Annotated in this window: 14 protein-coding genes and 1 pseudogene; 11 read left to right on the forward strand and 4 right to left on the reverse strand. The window is 62.9% G+C overall.

Annotation, left to right across the window (positions count from 1 at the left end):
* Positions 1 to 600: TRAP transporter small permease subunit (locus tag V1273_RS00005; protein WP_334408310.1), on the forward strand; the 600-nt coding region annotated here is incomplete at its 5' end.
* Between the two features lie 19 nt (positions 601 to 619).
* Positions 620 to 2002: a TRAP transporter large permease gene (locus V1273_RS00010; protein ID WP_334408311.1), complete on the forward strand. Its 1383-nt coding sequence runs from the start codon at positions 620 to 622 to the stop codon at positions 2000 to 2002.
* Between the two features lie 118 nt (positions 2003 to 2120).
* Here V1273_RS00010 and V1273_RS00015 read toward each other — a convergent pair whose 3' ends face one another.
* The 4 genes from V1273_RS00015 to V1273_RS00030 all read right to left on the reverse strand — a co-directional run bounded on the left by V1273_RS00015 (position 2121) and on the right by V1273_RS00030 (position 5380).
* Positions 2121 to 2906: a molybdopterin-binding protein gene (locus tag V1273_RS00015; protein ID WP_334408313.1), complete on the reverse strand. Its 786-nt coding sequence runs from the start codon at positions 2904 to 2906 to the stop codon at positions 2121 to 2123.
* A gap of 17 nt (positions 2907 to 2923) precedes the next feature.
* Complete coding sequence (locus V1273_RS00020) at positions 2924 to 3553, reverse strand: cytochrome b/b6 domain-containing protein (protein ID WP_334408314.1); 630 nt, start codon at positions 3551 to 3553, stop codon at positions 2924 to 2926.
* Positions 3554 to 3733: 180 nt separating this feature from the next.
* The gene (locus tag V1273_RS00025; protein ID WP_334408316.1) at positions 3734 to 4288 is read right to left on the reverse strand and encodes a fasciclin domain-containing protein; all 555 of its coding nucleotides are present in this window, start codon (positions 4286 to 4288) and stop codon (positions 3734 to 3736) included.
* A gap of 330 nt (positions 4289 to 4618) precedes the next feature.
* Positions 4619 to 5380, reverse strand: a complete 762-nt coding sequence (locus tag V1273_RS00030) for an SDR family oxidoreductase (RefSeq protein WP_334408318.1) — start codon at positions 5378 to 5380, stop codon at positions 4619 to 4621.
* Positions 5381 to 5468: 88 nt separating this feature from the next.
* Between V1273_RS00030 and V1273_RS00035 the strand changes: the two genes are divergently transcribed.
* The 9 genes and pseudogenes from V1273_RS00035 to V1273_RS00075 all read left to right on the forward strand — a co-directional run bounded on the left by V1273_RS00035 (position 5469) and on the right by V1273_RS00075 (position 16926).
* Complete coding sequence (locus V1273_RS00035; protein ID WP_334408320.1) at positions 5469 to 6995, forward strand: malonate--CoA ligase; 1527 nt, start codon at positions 5469 to 5471, stop codon at positions 6993 to 6995.
* A 543-nt stretch (positions 6996 to 7538) separates the two neighbouring features.
* Entirely contained in the window at positions 7539 to 7937 is a 399-nt protein-coding gene (sdhC, locus tag V1273_RS00040) for a succinate dehydrogenase, cytochrome b556 subunit (protein ID WP_334379755.1), read from the forward strand.
* 14 nt (positions 7938 to 7951) lie between these two features.
* Positions 7952 to 8326 (forward strand): succinate dehydrogenase, hydrophobic membrane anchor protein, encoded by a 375-nt coding sequence (gene sdhD, locus V1273_RS00045; protein WP_334369080.1) that lies wholly within the window; start codon positions 7952 to 7954, stop codon positions 8324 to 8326.
* Between the two features lie 3 nt (positions 8327 to 8329).
* Entirely contained in the window at positions 8330 to 10186 is a 1857-nt protein-coding gene (gene sdhA, locus V1273_RS00050; RefSeq protein ID WP_334365648.1) for a succinate dehydrogenase flavoprotein subunit, read from the forward strand.
* A gap of 24 nt (positions 10187 to 10210) precedes the next feature.
* Positions 10211 to 10996: a succinate dehydrogenase iron-sulfur subunit gene (locus V1273_RS00055; protein WP_334408321.1), complete on the forward strand. Its 786-nt coding sequence runs from the start codon at positions 10211 to 10213 to the stop codon at positions 10994 to 10996.
* A gap of 153 nt (positions 10997 to 11149) precedes the next feature.
* The gene (locus V1273_RS00060; protein ID WP_334365650.1) at positions 11150 to 13303 is read left to right on the forward strand and encodes a hybrid sensor histidine kinase/response regulator; all 2154 of its coding nucleotides are present in this window, start codon (positions 11150 to 11152) and stop codon (positions 13301 to 13303) included.
* A 118-nt stretch (positions 13304 to 13421) separates the two neighbouring features.
* Positions 13422 to 15416, forward strand: coding sequence for an ABC transporter ATP-binding protein/permease (locus V1273_RS00065; protein WP_334408323.1), 1995 nt, complete (start codon positions 13422 to 13424; stop codon positions 15414 to 15416).
* A gap of 252 nt (positions 15417 to 15668) precedes the next feature.
* Positions 15669 to 16497: pseudogene (locus tag V1273_RS00070) on the forward strand (FkbM family methyltransferase).
* Between the two features lie 42 nt (positions 16498 to 16539).
* Positions 16540 to 16926: a VOC family protein gene (locus tag V1273_RS00075; RefSeq protein ID WP_334408324.1), complete on the forward strand. Its 387-nt coding sequence runs from the start codon at positions 16540 to 16542 to the stop codon at positions 16924 to 16926.
* The last annotated feature ends 31 nt before the right edge of the window (positions 16927 to 16957 follow it).

The following is a 16957-nucleotide window of genomic DNA, read 5'->3' on the forward strand; positions in this document are numbered from 1 at the left end:
GCGCTGCCGCGGGATGCGCCACAGCAGGACTTTGTCGCGATGACTGCATTGCTGAAGCTGTCCGAGAACATACGGCGGGCGCTCGAGTTTGTTGCCCTGGCGTCCGGTTGGCTGCTGGTCATCATGGCGTGCGTGACCACGTTCGATGTCGTCGCGCGGAAGTTTGGCTTGCAGCTGCCGTACACCAAGCTGCAAGAGCTGGAATGGCACTTCCACGCCGCGATCTTCTCGCTCTGGATGGGCTACTGCTACACGATCAACGCGCATCCCCGGGTCGACACGTTCACCGACAAGATGTCGTATCGCAACAGGGCATGGATCGAACTCGCCGGCTGCCTTGTGTTGGCGCTGCCCTACATGGCGCTGGTCGCCTACTACAGCCTAGATTTCGTTACGCAGTCCTATCGGCTCGGCGAGCAATCCGACAGCACGGTCGGGTTGACCCACCGCTGGATCATCAAGGGCGTCTACGCTGCCGGCCTGTGGATGGTGGTGCTCGGCATCCTCAGTGTACTGCTCCGCGTGATCGTCTTCCTGTTCGGTGAAAAGTCGGAGCGGGAGGTCAATCTGCAAATCGGACACGTGATTACGGACGTCTAGTCCAACGGAGGACTCCAACGTGCTCGACTGGCTGGCCGACAATCTCGCTCTGATCATGTTCGTGTCGATGTTTTTCTTCATTTTCATCGGCTACCCGGTCGCCTTCATCATGGGCGGACTGGCGCTCGTCTTTGCTGTCCTGGGCGCTTGGCTCGGCACGTTCAAGCTGATGGGCCTGTCCGATATCGTACTGCGCATGTGGGGCGGAGTCGCCAACGATCCGGTGCTGGCGTCGATCCCCATGTTCATCTTCATGGGCGCAATCCTCGAGCGATCGGGCTCCGCGAAGGACATGCTGGACGCAGCCGAGGTCCTGCTCAAGCGGTGCCCGGGCGCGCTGGCGGTCTCCGTGATGGTGATGGGCACGATCCTGGCAGCGCCGATAGGCGTGGTCGGCGCGGCGGTAATCACGCTGTCGGTGATCGCCCTGCCGCAGATGCTGGCCGCGGGTTACGATAAGCGGCTTGCCATTGGCACCATCGCCTCGGCCGGAACGCTCGGCATCCTGATTCCGCCGGCCATCATGCTGGTGGTGATGGCGGAGATGCTGGCGACCTCGGCGGGCAACCTGTTTCTCGCCGCCATCTTGCCGGGCTTCCTGCTCTCCGGCCTCTACCTCGTCTATATATTGCTCGTCGCCATCTTCAGGCCGGGCGCCGCGCCCAAGCTGCCGCCCGGCTACGGGCCGCAGACCCGCCGTGCGTTCTGGTACGCCGTCTGGCGGGGCCTGTTCCCCATGACGGCGCTGTTGGTGATCGTGCTCGGCTCGATCTTCGCCGGCTGGGCCACACCCACGGAGAGCGGTGCTGTCGGCGTGCTCGGCTCCATGTTCATCGCCGCGCTGAACAGGCGCCTGACGTTCAAGATGATGAACGAGGCGATCTATTCCTCCTGCCGCGCCAACGGCCTGGTGTTCCTGATCTTCCTCGGCGCGACCGGCTTCTCCTACGTGTTCCGCGTGCTCGGCGGCGACGACGTGATGATCTCGACGCTTACCCATTTCGGCATCGACACCAAGTGGGAAATGCTCACCTTCATCATGGTTCTGATCTTCCTGCTCGGCTTCCCGTTCGAGTGGATCGAGATCTGCCTGATCGTCCTGCCGGTGTTCGCGCCGATCCTGTTGAAGTACGACTTCTCCGACCACATCGGCAGCAACGCTGCCCTGATGACCTGGTTCGGCACCCTGGTTGCGGTCAATCTGCAGACCGCATTCATGACGCCGCCGTTCGGGGCGACGCTGTTCTACATGAAGGGCACGGCGCCGCCGGGCATCACCATGAGCGACGTGTTCACGGCCATGTATCCGTTCGTTGCGCTGCAGGTGCTCGGCTTGATGCTGTGCATTTATTTCCCAGCCATCAGTCTGTGGCTGCCGAGACTGGCCGGCTTCGTCGAATAGTCGCCATTCCCTTGGACCGTGGAAATTCGGCTTCGGCAATGGCCCGAAGCGGACTTGCGGGACATGTTCGCTTCGCGCCGATTTCGGACGACATCAAACGCGGCTGATCCGAACGTCTCTAACTCCCGCTAAACGAATTATACCCCTGGTCTTCCCAGAAGCCGCCCTTGTAGTCGTTGGTGACTTCCATCGACATCACGTATTTCGGGTTCTTGAAACCGAGCTTGGTCGGCACCCTGATCTTCATCGGGAAACCATAGGCGCGCGGCAGGATCTCGTCACCGAATTTGAACGTCATCTGGGTCTGCGCATGCAGTGCGCTCGGCATGTCGAGCGGCGAATTGTAGCCGTCTTTATCGGCGCACTGGAACCAGACATATTTCGCCCGCGTATCCGCGCCGACCAGTTTGAGGAAATCGCGCAACGGCGTGCCGGTCCAGCTTCCGATCGCGCTCCAGCCTTCGACGCAGATATGGCGCGTCACTTGCTTGACCTGCGGCAGTTGATAGAGCTCGTCCAGCGTCCAGGACCTCTTGTTCTCGACCAGGCCACGCACTTCGAGTTTCCAGGTCTTGCCGTCGACTTCCGGCGCCTCGTCGAGGTCGTAATAGGCGTTGAATGGGAACGGCTTTGTAATTGCGCTTTCCGGGAACGTCGGCGCCATCGCATTGGGATTGAACATCAATGCTTGCACGCCGTCATTGAATTTCGAGACCTGCTTCAGCATCTCCTCGGCCGAGAAACTGTCCGTCACATCGCAGCCGGTCAGAAGCGTCAGCGCGCCGAGGCTGGCGCCGCCCGAGATGAAGCGCCGGCGGGTGAGATCCGGCATGGACTTGACGGCGTCTCTGACGAGAAGCGTCTTGTCGACGCCGGGGATCAGAAGCTTGCGCATGCGGCCCATGGTCGCTCTCCCTTGAACTAGCGGCCGATGATCATGGCGCGCAGGCTCTTCGGTACCAGAAGGGCGAGCGCGACATGAACCACCATGAAGGCGACGATCGCCGCCATGCAGAAGAAATGGACGTAACGGGCGCCCTCGTAGCCGCCGAACAACGCCGCCAGGTATTGCAGTTGCACTGGCTTCCAGATTGCCAGTCCCGACAGCACAATGAGGATGCCGACGACGATGATGCCGGCGTAGAGCAACTTCTGCACATAATTGTATCTGCTGAGGTCGTCGTGCGACAGCTTACCAGTCAGCGCAGCTTTCGTATCTGAAATCACGCCCTCCGGCGTGATCGGCAGCAGCTTCTTGCGGAAGCGGCCGGTGACAAAGCCCATCACCAGGTAGATCAGGCCGTTGACCATCAACAGCCACATCGCGGCGAAATGCCAGAGCAGCCCTCCGGCGAGCCAGCCGCCCAGCGTGACCGAACGGGGAAACGTAAAGCCGAATAACGGCGAGGCGTTATAGATCTGCCATCCCGACATGATCATCAGGACCATCGCGAAGGCGTTGGTCCAATGCAGCGCCCGCACCCAGGCCGGCTGAATGACCTTTGCCTTGGTTGACGCGGCGTGCTCGTCGCTGGCTGTTACGGCCGACATGGCTCATCCCCGCTTGCAATTCGTATCGAATATACGCCCGGAACCGTGGTTTCGTTACTGCCATGATTCTATCAGAACGATGCATGGCGCGTATCGACTTTCACGAAAAAGCGAGCCGGGTTGCCCCGGCCCGCCAATCCACACGCCCCTGTTGGGACCAGTTCAGGGACGCGCGGGAGCTCAGGACGCCGGCATCAGCACGGTGTCAACCACATGGATCACGCCGTTCGACTGATTGACGTTCGAGATCGTAACCATCGAGGTTCCGCCCTTGGCGTCGACGATCCAGGTCTTGCCGTCCTGGAGCTTGACGGACAGTTGTTCGCCTTCGGCAGTCTTGAGCTTCATGCCGTCCTTCAGGTCGGACGCGGCGAGCTTGCCGGGCACGACATGGTAGGTGAGGATCTTGGTCAGGGTCGCCTTGTTCTCAGGCTTCACCAGCGTCTCGACCGTGCCGGCCGGCAGCTTGCCGAAGGCGGTGTTGGTCGGTGCGAACACCGTGAACGGACCCTTGCCTTCCAGCGTCGCGACCAGGCCGGCGGCCTTCACGGCGGCGACCAGCGTGGTGTGGTCCTTCGAATTGACGGCGTTCTGAATGATGTTCTTGGACGGGAACATCGCCGCACCTCCGACCATCACGGTCTTTTCTTCTGCGCTAACTGGCGCGGTGATGGTGGCGGTGAAAGCCAGCGCGCTGAAGACGGCGGCGGACAGAAGTGCAATACGTTTCGACATGGAATCTTCTCCCGAGGATTGCTGTGCCCGGCGGGTATCGCCGGTGATGAAAACAACGACGCTGGTCGATGGACCGGTTGATTTCGTCGTCGTTGGCCTGAGCTACGGGAGGTTTTTGGGCCGGTTTCGGCGAATAATTTATCGTGATGCTTGAAACTTTTGGGGACGTCGTCCGTGCGGCGACACGCCCCGTCGCCCCTGCGAAAGCAGGGGCCCATAACCACCGGCGTGCGTGATTGCGAGCGCTGTGGCCACCGCTGTGCGCAACCACGACCGCCTGTGGTTATGGGTCCCTGCGTTCGCAGGGACGACGATTGGAGAGAGCTCGCTTTAATCCCGGCTATTCGGCGTTTGAATAAATCCGCGATTATGCGTCGGGCTGATCAGGATCTCGTTGACGCAGACCCGCGGCGGCAGGCTGGCGACGAAGGCGATGGTGCGGCCGCAATCTTCCGGCTGCAGCATTTTCGCCTGCTCCTCTTCCGAGGGCACCACCGGGCGCGATTTCAGGATTGGGGTGGCGACCTCGCCCGGCGACAGGCAGCAGGCGCGCAAGCCATTGACGCATTCGTCCATGTTGAAGGAATGGGTCAGCGCCAGCACCGCATGTTTTGTCGTGGTATAGGCCGGGCCCGGCATCTTTGACACATGACGGCCGGCCCAGGACGCGACGTTGATGATGCAGCCGTCCTTTTGCTTGCGCATCGCCGGCAGCACCGCGCGCATGCAGTAGAGCACGCCGTTGAGGTTGATATCGACGACCTTGTCCCAGCCCTCCAGTTCCATGTCGGCCCAGCTTCGCTTGGGCACGTTGATGCCGGCACTGTTGACCAAGAGGTCGATCTGGCCGTGTCGGCTGAGGATCTGGTCCGCCGCCTTGTCTACATCCGCCTTGTTGCTGACATCGAGCGCGATCGCCTCGGCTTTGCCGCCCTTTTGGGTGATATTGGCCACGACCTTGTCGAGGGCATCTTTCCGCCGCCCCGAGACCACCACCGTCCAGCCATCGGCTGCCAGCGCCTCGGCGCCGGCCTCGCCAATCCCGCTGCCACCGCCCGTCACCCAGGCCACGCGTTTCCCGCCATTTGTCATGCAAACTGTCTCCGTTGCTTTTTGAAGGGCGTTCTTGCTATTCCAGCCTGCGAAATTCGCAGGCCAGCGCCCTCTAGGGGAAGTTTGCATGAACACGACTGCCAACGCCAACCTGTTTTCCCGCCTGTTCGACACGCTCGACGATCCGAACCGGCTCGCGATCGAGATGCTCGATGGCACGCGCATCGGCTATGGCGAGCTGATCGCCCGCGCCGGCCAGACGGCGAATGTGCTGGTCTCGCGCGGCGTCAAGCCCGGCGACCGTGTCGCAGCCCAGACTGAGAAATCGGTCCCGGCGCTGGTGCTCTATCTCGCAACCGTACGCGCGGGCGCGGTCTATTTGCCGCTCAACACCGCCTACACGCTCAACGAGCTCGACTACTTCATCTCCGACGCCGAGCCGTCGCTGGTCGTGTGCGATCCCTCGAAGGCCGAAGGCATCGGCGTGATCGCCGCGAAGGTGAACGCAAAAGTCGAAACGCTTGGGCCCGACGGCGAGGGATCACTGACGGACGCCGCCGCCAAGGCCGATGCCGCCTTCGCAACGGTCGCCCGCAGCAATGACGATCTGGCTGCCATTCTCTACACCTCAGGCACCACCGGCCGCTCCAAGGGCGCGATGCTGACGCACGACAATCTGGCGTCAAACTCTTACAGCCTGGTCGACTACTGGCGCTTCACCGACAAGGATGTGCTGATCCACGCGCTGCCGATCTATCACACCCACGGCCTGTTCGTGGCGAGCAACGTGACGCTGTTCGCCCGCGCCTCGATGATCTTCCTGCCGAAATTCGATCCAGAAATGATCATCAAGCTGATGGCGCGCGCCACCGTGCTGATGGGCGTGCCGACCTTCTACACGCGGCTGTTGCAGAGCCCGGCGCTGTCGAAGGAATCGACCAGCCACATGCGGCTGTTCATTTCCGGCTCGGCGCCGCTGCTCGCCGACACCCATCGCGAATGGGCCGCGCGCACCGGCCACGCCGTGCTGGAACGCTACGGCATGACCGAAACCAACATGAATACCTCCAACCCCTATGATGGCGAGCGCGTCCCCGGCGCCGTCGGCCATCCCCTGCCCGGCGTTTCCGTCCGCGTCACCGATCCCGAGACCGGCAAGGAGCTCGCGCGCGACGAGATCGGCATGATCGAGGTGAAAGGGCCCAACGTGTTCAAGGGCTACTGGCGCATGCCGGAGAAGACGAAGTCCGAATTTCGCGACGACGGCTTCTTCATCACCGGCGATCTCGGCAAGATCGACGCCAAGGGCTATGTGCACATCCTGGGCCGCGGCAAGGATCTGGTGATTTCAGGCGGCTTCAACGTCTACCCCAAGGAAATCGAGAGCGAGATCGACGCCATGCCGGGCGTGATCGAATCCGCCGTGATCGGCGTGCCGCATGCCGATTTCGGCGAAGGCGTCACCGCGGTGCTGGTCTGCAACAAGGACGCAGACGTCACCGAAGCGGGCGTGCTGAAAGCGCTCGACGGACGACTTGCCAAATTCAAGATGCCGAAGCGCGTCTTCGTCGTCGACGAATTGCCGCGCAACGCCATGGGAAAAGTGCAGAAGAACATTTTGCGGGATACGTACGCCAAGATCTACGCCAAGTAATTCGATGTCGTCCCTGCGAACGCAGGGGGCTCATACGCCGCGGCGGGAAATGCCGAACGCCATCTCCAGCGCGCGCTTGGACATAGGCACTGTCGCGCGGACGCATCTGGCGGCGCTGAATGGGGCTTCGCCGGCGGCAGCAAAGCGGTCCGCAAAGACCGCATATCCGGTCGGCTCTGGATGAATAGCCTCGATGCGCCACGGCCGCGAAGGGGGCGCCGGCATCGCGCGCGCCGTCGTGGCAGGCCGAGCGGATCTGGCCCGCCTGCCACCTAGTGCGGTTACTCCGCCTATTACGAGCCGGTGCCCGCTCCCGCTGCGCTCCTCAATGAACGGAATATTCATTCAGTTCTTCAGCTAGGTCAACACCCGTGGTATACCAAGCCGCTGAACAACCGCGTTTCGTAGCTCTATAGCGATGAACGATGATTCCGTTCCAAGCGATTTGGGCGTTGCGCGGACTGACTCGACTCCGTAAATAGAATTTATCTACCGCGTTCCCCGATGGGCCGGCCGCGGTCCCATAAAACATGAAGCCGCCGAATGACCGCCAGGATCGAACGACCGCTATCGCCCCATTTGCAGACCTATCGCGTCACCCTGACGATGGCGCTTTCCGTCGTCCACCGCGCCACCGGGATTGCGCTCTATTTCGGTACGCTACTGCTCGCCTGGTGGCTGATCGCAGCGGCGTCCGGCCCCGGAGCCTACGCCAACGTCCAGGCCTTCACCGGCAGCATCATCGGCAAGCTGATCGTGTTCGGCTACACTTGGGCGCTGCTCCACCATCTGGTCAGCGGTATCCGCTATTTCTTCTGGGACCTCGGCTACGGCTTCAAGGCCAACGAGCGCGAAGCCCTCACCTGGGGCGCGCTGATCGCGGGCATTTCGCTGACCGTCCTGGTCTGGATCATCGCCTACACGGTCGGAGGCGGACGATGAGCCGCCCCTCCTCGATGCGCACGCCGCTCGGCCGCGTCCGCAATCTCGGTTCCTCGCATTCCGGCACCACCGATTTCTGGCGCCAGCGCCTCACGGCGGTGGCGATGACGCTGCTGATCGTGCCCGTCATCGTGATCGTGCTGATGCTGATCGGCCGCAATCAGGCCGGCGCTGCGCAAATCCTCGGCTCGCTTCCGATCGCCATCATCCTGGTCCTCTTCATCATCGCCAGCGCCTGGCACATGAAAATCGGCATGCAGATCATCATCGAGGACTATGTGCACAACGAGACGGTGAAGCTCGTGAGCGTGATGGCCAATAATTTCTTCTGTATCGCGGTCGCCTTGGCGTCGATCTACGCGATCGTAAAATTGTCATCGGGAGTGTAACCCATGGCTGCTCAAGGTTCGCCCGCCGAAGGTAACGGCAAAGCCACCAGGGCCAGTGGCCCGGCCAGCAACGGAAAAGCCTATCCGATCGAGGACCACACCTACGACGTCGTGGTCGTCGGCGCCGGCGGCGCCGGCCTGCGCGCCGTGGTCGGCTGCAGCGAGGCTGGCCTGCGTACCGCCTGCATTACAAAAGTGTTCCCGACACGCTCGCATACGGTCGCGGCCCAAGGCGGCATTTCGGCTTCGCTCGGCAACATGCATCAGGACGACTGGCGCTGGCACATGTACGACACCGTCAAGGGGTCGGACTGGCTCGGCGACCAGGACGCGATCGAATACATGGTGCGCAACGCGCCGGAAGCCGTCTACGAGCTGGAGCATTGGGGCGTGCCGTTCTCGCGCACCGAGGACGGCAAGATCTACCAGCGTCCGTTCGGCGGCATGACGATGGACTACGGCAAGGGCCAGGCGCAGCGCACTTGCGCCGCCGCCGACCGCACCGGTCACGCCATGCTGCACACGATGTACGGCCAGGCGCTGCGCCATTCGGCCGAGTTCTACATCGAATTCTTCGCCATCGACCTGATCATGGACGACCAGGGCGTCTGCCGCGGCGTCATCGCGCTCAAGCTCGACGACGGCACGTTGCACCGCTTCCGTGCCCAGACCACGATTCTCGCCACCGGCGGCTATGGCCGCGCCTATGCCTCCTGCACTTCGGCGCATACCTGCACCGGCGACGGCGGCGGCATGGTGCTGCGCGCCGGCCTGCCGCTGCAGGACATGGAGTTCGTCCAGTTCCACCCGACCGGGATTTACGGTGCCGGCTGTCTCGTCACCGAGGGCGCGCGCGGCGAAGGCGGCTATCTCGTCAATTCCGAGGGCGAGCGCTTCATGGAACGCTATGCGCCCTCCGCCAAGGACCTCGCTTCGCGCGACGTGGTCTCGCGCTCGATGACCATCGAGATCCGCGAAGGCCGCGGCGTCGGCAAGAAGAAGGACCACATCTATCTGCACCTCGATCATCTCGATCCGAAGGTGCTGCAGGAACGGCTGCCCGGCATTTCCGAATCGGCGAAGATCTTCGCCAATGTCGACGTCACCCGGGAGCCGATTCCGATCGTGCCGACCGTGCACTACAACATGGGCGGCATTCCCACCAATTATCACGCCGAAGTCCTGACCAAGAAGGACGGCGACGACAATGCCGTGGTGCCGGGCCTGATGGCGATCGGCGAAGCAGCCTGCGTGTCCGTGCACGGCGCCAACCGGCTCGGCTCCAACTCGCTGATCGACCTCGTCGTGTTCGGCCGCGCCGCCGCGCTGCGGCTGGCGGAAAAGCTGACGCCGAACGGCAAGCAGCCCGAACTGCCGAAGGATTCCGCCGACATGGCACTCGGACGGCTCGATCATTACCGCCATGCCTCCGGCGGCACGCCGACCGCGAAGCTGCGGGACAGCATGCAGCACGTGATGCAGAACAATTGCGCGGTGTTCCGCACCGGCGAAATCCTTCACGAGGGCCAGAACCTGATTCACAAGGTGCATGGCGGCATCGGCGACATCGCGACCACCGACCGCTCGCTGGTGTGGAATTCCGACCTGATCGAGACGCTCGAATTCGATAATCTGATCGTGCAGGCGGTGGTTACCATGGATTCGGCGGCGAACCGCACCGAAAGCCGCGGCGCCCATGCGCGCGAGGACTTTGCCGAGCGCGACGACAAGAACTGGATGAAGCACACGCTGGCCTGGATCGATCCGAACGGCAAGACCGTGATCGATTACCGCCCGGTGCACGACTACACGATGACGAACGACGTCCAGTACATCCCGCCGAAGGCGCGGGTGTATTGATGACGACAGCGAAGGCTTGCAAGCATGGCTGAATTCACGCTTCCGAAAAATTCGAAGATCACCGGCGGCAAGGCCTGGCCGAAGCCGGCAAGCGCGACCGAGACGCGCGAGTTCCGGGTCTATCGCTGGAATCCGGACGACGGCAAGAACCCGAGCATCGACACCTATCATGTCGACATCAACGATTGCGGGCCGATGGTGCTCGACGGCCTGATCTGGATCAAGAACAACATCGACCCCACGCTGACCTTCCGCCGCTCCTGCCGCGAAGGCGTCTGCGGCTCCTGTGCCATGAACATCGACGGCCAGAACACGCTGGCTTGCACCAAGTCGATGCACGACGTGGCCGCAGGTGGCGCGGTGAAAGTCAATCCGCTGCCGCATCAGCCTGTCGTGAAGGACCTGGTGCCCGACCTCACGAACTTCTACGCGCAATATGCCTCGATCGAGCCGTGGCTGCAGACCACGACGCCGACGCCGCAGAAGGAATGGAAGCAAAGCCACGAGGACCGTGAAAAGCTCGACGGCCTTTACGAGTGCATCCTGTGCGCCTGCTGCTCGACTTCCTGCCCGAGCTACTGGTGGAACAGCGAACGCTTCCTCGGGCCCGCCGCGCTGCTGCAGGCGACGCGCTGGGTGAAGGATTCCCGCGATGAAGCGACCGGCCAACGGCTCGACAACCTCGAAGACCCGTTCCGGCTCTACCGCTGCCACACCATCATGAACTGCGCCAAGGCCTGCCCGAAGGGCCTGAACCCGTCGGAAGCCATTGCCGAACTCAAGCTGAAGATGGTCGAGCGCCAGATCTAGCCGTGGTGCCGTAGATTTGGGGAACGCGAACGGCCGGATTTGAATCTATTATGATCAATCCGGCTTGACCGCCCGAAGCGCAAGTTCCCTTCGCCGCTCCGCTTTATTCCTCGCACGACTTTGCGTTAAGCTTGGCACGAAGCCGGAGCGAGCGTGCAGACCGCGCAACCTAATTCGCTGAGACTGCTGCAATGGATGATGGTCGCCTCATTGGCGCTTCCGTTGGCGCTCTTTGTATTTGCATCCGCTGTCTCCTGGGTCTCGATCCGCGAAACGGCCGACCGTGAAATCGAGCGCACGCTGGATGTCGCGCACGAGCATGCGCTGAAAGTATTCGAGACCATCGACCGCAGCCTGTCGGAGATCGCCGAGATCATCCGCGACCTTCCCGACGCTGACATCGTTGCCCGCGAACAAGCGCTGCATTTGCGGCTGAAGCAGTTGGTCGCCTCCCTGCCGCAGGTGAAGTCGGCCTGGATATTCGACGCCAAGGGCCACGCGCTCGTCAACAGCCTCGTCGTCCCGGCGCCCGAGATCGATTTTTCCGACCGGGACTATTTCAAAGCCCACGTCGCCGGCGATATCGGAACCTATATTGGCGAGGCGCTCACGCCACGGCCGCCCTATCAGGGCGCGGCATTCTTCGGCGTCGGCAGACGGCGCCCGAGCGAGGACGGCAGCTTCGCAGGTGTGATCCAGACCTCCGTGCTGCCGGAATATTTCGAAAATTACTACGCCCGGATCGGCCGCGAGCCGGGCAGTTTCTTCGCGGTCGGTCGCGCGGACGGCGCCGTGCTAGCTCGCTTTCCCGCTGCAGGCCGCGAGGTCCGTCTCGACCGCAACAGCCCGATCGGAAAACTGCTCGCGGCCGATCCCAAGTCCGATCCCAAGGCCGGCCTCGTCACCGTGACCTCATCGACCGACGGCATCGAACGGCGCCTCGGATATCAGCGGCTGGCCGAATACCCGATCTATGTCAGCGCCGGCCTCGAGACGTCGGTGATCCGGGCGCGCTGGCTGTCCACCATGAGCCAGCACCTGATTTTCGGTGCGCCGGCCACCGCGCTGCTGTTTGCCCTTCTGGGGCTGGCCTTGCGCCGGACGCGCCACCTTTATTTCGAGGCCGAGAAGCGCCGGGTGGCCGAGGAAGCGTTGAAGCACGGTCAGCGGCTGGAGGCGCTGGGCCAGTTGACCGGCGGTGTTGCGCACGACTTCAATAATCTGCTGACGGTGATCCGCGCTTCCGTGGACCTGTTGCGGCGGCCCGACCTGCCGGAACAGCGGCGGCTGCGCTATATCGATGCGATCTCGGATACGGTGACCCGCGCCGCCAAGCTGACCGGGCAATTGCTGGCCTTCGCGCGGCGGCAGACGTTGAAGCCGGAGGTGTTCGACGTCGGGCGGACCGTGCAGATGCTGAGTGAAATGATCGGCACCCTGATCGGTTCGCGCATCGAAATTGTCATCCTTGGGCCGGAAGAACCGTGCTTGGTCAACGCCGACGCCGGCCAGTTCGAAACCGCCATCATCAACATGGCCGTGAACGCGCGGGACGCTATGGAAAGCCGCGGACGGCTGACGATTGCGGTCGGAATGGCGGCCAGCCTGCCCAATGCCGCCCCGCAGCCGCAGCATCCATATGGTTATGTGACCGTATCCGTCGCCGATACCGGCAGCGGTATTCCGCCGGACCAGGTCGAACGTATTTTCGAACCCTTCTTCACGACCAAGCAGGCCGGCCATGGCACCGGGCTCGGCCTGTCGCAGGTATTCGGCTTCGCCAAGCAATCCGACGGCGAAGTGGCTGTGTCCAGCGAAGTGGGCAAGGGCAGCATTTTCACGCTGTATCTGCCGCGCACCGCCGGCAGCGGCAAATCGCGACAAACGCCGGCAGCAGATGCCGCGGCGATCGACGGAAGCGGGATGTCGGTGCTCGTGGTCGAGGACAATGCCGAGGTCGGACGCTTCGCCACCGACGCGCTGGCCGAACTCGGCTACGCCACCAGGCTCGTCGGCAACGCCGTGCATGCACTCGAAGAACTGGCGGCCGGCGCCGAGCATTTCGATGCCGTGTTCACCGACGTCGTGATGCCCGGCATGACCGGCATTGAACTCGCCCAGGAAGTCCGCCGCCGCCATCCCGACCTGCCGGTGGTGCTGACCAGCGGCTACAGCCACGTGCTGTCGGAGCACGGCAGCTACGGTTTCGAGCTGCTGCAAAAGCCCTACTCGATCGAGCAGCTCTCCCATGTGCTGCACCGGGTTGGCCGGCGGAAGGTAGAGCCGAGCGCGGAAACGCGAGCGTGATCCAGGCGCCGTAAGTGCCAATGATTGGCTTCGGCGTTTTCCACGTCATTGCAATGACGGCGGAGGGATACTCGGACAACCAGCGGGAACCATCTGATTTCCCTTACGTTATCGCGGCATGGCCAGACCCGATGTGAAGCCCAAGCCATCTGTCAGGAAATCCTCAGCCAAGAAATCCCCTGAGAAACAAGAAGATTCGGAGTTCGTGGACGTCACGGCGGAAGGCGGTGAACGTGTCGAACCGCCGCCGCCGGAGGTCGTCGAGCCCGATCCGGAAATGTCTCCGGAGGAGGCCGAGCAGGCCCGCAAAAATTATCTGCTGACGCGGTTCTGGATCAGCGCGCGCGGCTATTGGGGCAGCGGCGGCGACCGGCTGGCGTGGCTGCTATCGATCGGCCTGCTGCTCCTGATCGTCACCAATGTCGGATTTCAGTACGGCATCAATGTCTGGCATCGCGCAATCTTCGACGCCATCGAAAGGCGCGACGCCGCGACCGTCTATTTTCTCACCGCGGTGTTCTTTCCGCTGGCCATCGGCAGCGCGTTACTCGGCGTGGCCCAGGTGTTCGCCCGCATGGGCATTCAACGGCGCTGGCGCGCCTGGCTCACGAATGCGGTGATCTCGCGCTGGCTGGCCAACGGCCGCTACTATCAACTCAACCTGGTCGGCGGCGATCATCAGAATCCCGAATACCGCATCGCCGAGGATTTGCGGATCGCGACCGATTCGCCGGTGGATTTCGTCGCCGGCGTCACATCGGCGTTTCTGTCAGCCGCCACCTTCATCGTCGTGCTCTGGACCATCGGCGGCGCTCTCACGATCACGCTGGTCGACTCGACCGTCACCATCCCCGGCTTCCTCGTGATCGCCGCGATCGTCTACGCTGCGATCGCTTCGGGCTCGATCACGGCGATCGGACGAAGCTTCGTGCAGGTGTCCGAAAACAAGAACCAGGCCGAGGCCGAATACCGCTATGTCCTGACCCGCGTGCGCGAGAACGGCGAGAGCATCGCGCTGCTCGGCGGCGAAGAGGAAGAGCGCGACGGCATCAACAAGACATTCTCAAAAGTGCTGCAGCAATGGGCGCGGCTCGCCGGCCAGCACATGCGCACCACGCTGGTGTCGCAGGGATCGCACCTCATCGCTCCGGTGGTTCCGATACTATTGTGCGCGCCAAAATTTCTCGAGGGCAGCATGACGCTGGGCCAGGTGATGCAGGCGGCATCCGCCTTCACCATCGTGCAAACCGCGTTCGGCTGGCTGGTCGATAATTATCCGCGGCTGGCCGACTGGAACGCCTGCGCGCGCCGCATCGCTTCGCTGATGATGTCGCTCGACGGCCTGGAGCGTGCCGAGCAGGGCGACGGCATCGGCCGCATCCAGCGTGGGAAGACGGAAGGCGGCGCCATGCTGAGCCTCAACGATCTCTCGGTGACACTGGACGACGGCACCGCCGTCGTCGGCGAGACCGAAGTCGTGATCGAACCCGGCGAGCGATTGCTGGTGGCCGGCGAGTCCGGCACCGGCAAGAGCACGCTGGTCCGCGCGCTCGCCGGGCTGTGGCCCTGGGGCGGCGGCAGCGTCAATTTCCATCCTGACCGCCGGCTCTTCATGCTGCCGCAAAAACCCTACATCCCCTCCGGCACGCTGCGACGCGCGATCGCCTATCCCGGCGCGGCCGACGACTGGCTCGCCGAGCAGATCTGCGATGCCCTGCACAAGGTCGGCCTCGACCATCTCAGGGAGAAGATCGAGGAAGAGGGACCATGGGACCAGACGCTGTCCGGCGGCGAGAAGCAGCGGCTGGCGTTTGCGCGCCTCCTGCTGCACAACCCCGATATCGTGGTGCTGGACGAGGCGACGTCCGCACTCGACGAAGGGAGCCAGGACAAGATGATGGAGCTCGTCATCAAGGAATTGCCGAACGCCACCATCGTCAGCGTCGCCCATCGCGCCGAGCTGGAGGCATTCCATAGCCGCAAGATCGTGCTGGAACGACGCAAGGGCGGCGCCAAGTTGGTCAGTGACGTCGACCTGATTCCGCGCAAGGACAAACGCCGCTTGCTCGGCCGCTTCCTGCGCCATCGGAAAGCTGCGAAGGAGGCGGCGTAGGCCTCTTTCTCGCCGAGTGGCGCGCACGATCCATCCAGCCCGTCATTGCGAGCGCAGCGAAGCAATCCAGCTCTTCACTCGCCGCGCTATGGATTGCTTCGCTGCGTTCGCAATGACGCAGATAGGCCGCAACGTACCGGTGCCCCGCCTTTGCAAGGACATAGCAGACCGATCGATCGCGACAGAAATTGAACCTGTTTCGCTGCCGTAAAACCGGCTATGCATGCGCCGCTTCTATCCGAGGACCACCGTTTGACGCCCGATAACGACCCTTCGCCCGCGCCGTTCGGCGCGTTCGCCCCGAATGCCGCACAAGCCGCTATTATCTCGCTGGCCCACCGCTCGCGGCTGAAGCGCGGTGCGTTCCGGCCGATGCTGTCGCGGCTGGTGAACCTGTTGCGGACAGGGCCTGTCGACGTGCAATACCAGGGCGCTTCGTTCCGCTTCTATCATCAGGCCAGCGCCACCGAGCGCGGCGCGCTGTTCAATCCCGACTACAATCTCGAAGAACTGAATTTTCTCCGCGCGCATGTGCCCGCTGGCGGCGTATTCGTCGATGTCGGCGCCAATGTCGGCACCTATGCCGCTTGCGCTGGCGCGCCATGTCGGCGCCGGCGGCAAGGTGATCGCGATCGAGCCGCACCCAGTCACGCATGCGCGGCTTGCCTTCAACAACGCCGCCTCCGGCTACAGGCAGGTGCGGCTGGTCGCGGCCGCCGCCGGTCCCGCCGATGGCGAGTTGATGATCGAAACCGATGGCGACAATCTCGGCGCCAGCCACATCGTAACAAGCGAGGCCTCCGGCAAGGCGATCAAGGTGCCGTCGCTGCGGCTGCAGCGCATCCTGGAGGAGGCTGGTGTCTCGCATGTCGACGCGCTCAAGATCGACGTCGAAGGATTTGAGGATCGCGTGTTGACCGGCTTCTTCGCCGACGCACCGCAGGCCTTGTGGCCCCGCGCGATCGTGATCGAGCATCTGTCGAAGGACGAATGGCAGCAAGACTGCATCGCCGACATGCGCTCGCGGGGTTATGCCGAGACCGGCAAGACCCGCAGCAACACGCTGTTGGCGCGAGGCTGAATTTCCGTTGCGAACCCATCACTCAAATCGCAGGAGAGCTTGATGATCGACCACATCGGATTTCCGGTTTCGGATTATGAACGTTCCAAGGCCTTCTATCTGAAAGCCCTGGCGCCGCTCGACTACACCCTCGTGATGGAAGTCACGCAGGAACAACACAGCCACGAACCCGCCGCAGGTTTCGGCGCCAATGGCAAGCCCGATTTCTGGATCGGCGGCGAGGGCGGAATGGACAAGCCGCTGCATGTCGCGATCGTGGCGAAGGACCGCGCCACGGTTGACGCCTTCTACAAGGCGGCAATGGCCGCGGGCGGGCGCGATAACGGTGCACCGGGGATCCGCGCGATCTATCATCCGAACTATTACGGCGCGTTCGTGCTCGATCCCGACGGGCACAACATCGAGGCTGTCTGCCACGCACCCGAGTAGCTCGGTTCCATTATTGGATCATGCGGGAACT

Source organism: Bradyrhizobium sp. AZCC 1721, from assembly GCF_036924715.1.
Lineage (GTDB): Bacteria > Pseudomonadota > Alphaproteobacteria > Rhizobiales > Xanthobacteraceae > Bradyrhizobium.

Coding starts and splice junctions, on each gene's coding strand:
- V1273_RS00065 (WP_334408323.1), top strand. CDS start 13,422: ATGGCCAGACCCGATGTGAAGCCCAAGCCATCTGTCAGGAAATCCTCA.
- sdhA (WP_334365648.1), top strand. CDS start 8,330: ATGGCTGCTCAAGGTTCGCCCGCCGAAGGTAACGGCAAAGCCACCAGG.
- V1273_RS00015 (WP_334408313.1), bottom strand. CDS start 2,906: ATGGGCCGCATGCGCAAGCTTCTGATCCCCGGCGTCGACAAGACGCTT.
- V1273_RS00025 (WP_334408316.1), bottom strand. CDS start 4,288: ATGTCGAAACGTATTGCACTTCTGTCCGCCGCCGTCTTCAGCGCGCTG.
- sdhC (WP_334379755.1), top strand. CDS start 7,539: ATGACCGCCAGGATCGAACGACCGCTATCGCCCCATTTGCAGACCTAT.
- V1273_RS00075 (WP_334408324.1), top strand. CDS start 16,540: ATGATCGACCACATCGGATTTCCGGTTTCGGATTATGAACGTTCCAAG.
- V1273_RS00055 (WP_334408321.1), top strand. CDS start 10,211: ATGGCTGAATTCACGCTTCCGAAAAATTCGAAGATCACCGGCGGCAAG.
- V1273_RS00035 (WP_334408320.1), top strand. CDS start 5,469: ATGAACACGACTGCCAACGCCAACCTGTTTTCCCGCCTGTTCGACACG.
- V1273_RS00020 (WP_334408314.1), bottom strand. CDS start 3,553: ATGTCGGCCGTAACAGCCAGCGACGAGCACGCCGCGTCAACCAAGGCA.
- sdhD (WP_334369080.1), top strand. CDS start 7,952: ATGCGCACGCCGCTCGGCCGCGTCCGCAATCTCGGTTCCTCGCATTCC.
- V1273_RS00030 (WP_334408318.1), bottom strand. CDS start 5,380: ATGACAAATGGCGGGAAACGCGTGGCCTGGGTGACGGGCGGTGGCAGC.